The sequence below is a fragment of the Streptomyces sp. NPDC054840 genome (assembly GCF_053611065.1).
Window position 1 is genome coordinate 1 of sequence record NZ_JBSGZP010001162.1, and the last position, 1,085, is coordinate 1,085.

Consider the following 1,085-nt stretch of genomic DNA (forward strand, 5'->3'; position numbering starts at 1 on the left):
GCAGGAGGGTGTCCCCCGGCCGGGCCACGGCGGCACGGAAGCGGAAGCCGCCCTCGGTGTCCTCGGCCGACCCGGCGGGTTCCAGGTCCTGCCACTGCCCCGAGCGGAGCCGGAACAGCCCGCCCGCGCCGGCGCCGAAGCACACCCGGGTGCGGCACCGCGGGTCCACCGGGAGCAGCAGCCCGCGCAGTCCGGCGGTGTACGCCGACTCCGCGAGCCCCAGCTCGGCGGCGCGGGCCCGCAGCCGCCCGTAGCCACGGTCGGTGAGGCGCTGCAGGCCCGACCGCAGGGCGTCGCGGTTCCCGGCGCGGATGTCGTCGGCCAGCCTGTCCTGACTGCGCCCGACGGCGGACGCGACCGTGCGGCACAGGTCGGCGGCCGCCTCGGCCGCGCCGGGGGCGGCCCGGTCCCCGCCCGCGAGGGCCACCAGGACCAGCGCGTCGTCGCCGCTGCCGAAGCGGGCGGTGAGCAGGAAGTCGCGGCGGGCCTCGCCGCGGTAACGGGCGGAGTCCCCGCGCAGGGAGGCGGCGCGCAGGGTGTAGGTGCCGTAGCGGGCCCCCTCCAGGACCGTGTCCGGGGTCAGCCCGTCGAGGGCCGCCGGGTCGGCGGGCGGGAGGGCCCCGGGCTCGGGGGCGTAGGTGGGGGCGCGGTCACCCAGGTGGGAGACCTCGGGCCGGACGGTCTCCGGTCCGGCCGCCACCGGTGCGGGCCCCGGTTCGGGCTCGGACCCCCGCTCGGGCCCGGCGACGGGCGGCGGCTGCGGTGCCGGATCGAACCGGGGCTCGGGGCTCGGCGCCTCCCGGCGCCGCACCGGCTGCTCGGTACCGCGCACCGGTGGTACGGCAACGCCCCCGAGCGCGTACCCGGTGGCGTCGCCCGCCCGCGGATCCCGCGGCGGCGGGAGGCTGGGCAGGGTCGGGGCCGCCGCCTCCCCCTGACGGGGGCCGGGCAGCAGCGGCTCCGGGGCGCGCGGAGGTTCCGGCGGGCCGGGGTCCGGCGCGAGGTCCGGTGGCGGGCCCGTGGCAGGGGCCGTGGTCGGTGCCGGTGCCGGTGCCGGTGCCGTGGCCGGTGCCGGTGCCGTGGCC

Annotated in this window: 1 protein-coding gene; it reads right to left on the bottom strand. The window is 81.4% G+C overall.

What is annotated here, in order from left to right:
- The coding region (locus tag ACWGIU_RS38370; RefSeq protein WP_453712778.1) for a protein phosphatase 2C domain-containing protein at positions 1–832 on the bottom strand (832 nt) is incomplete at its 3' end.
- Positions 833–1,085 lie beyond the last annotated feature (253 nt).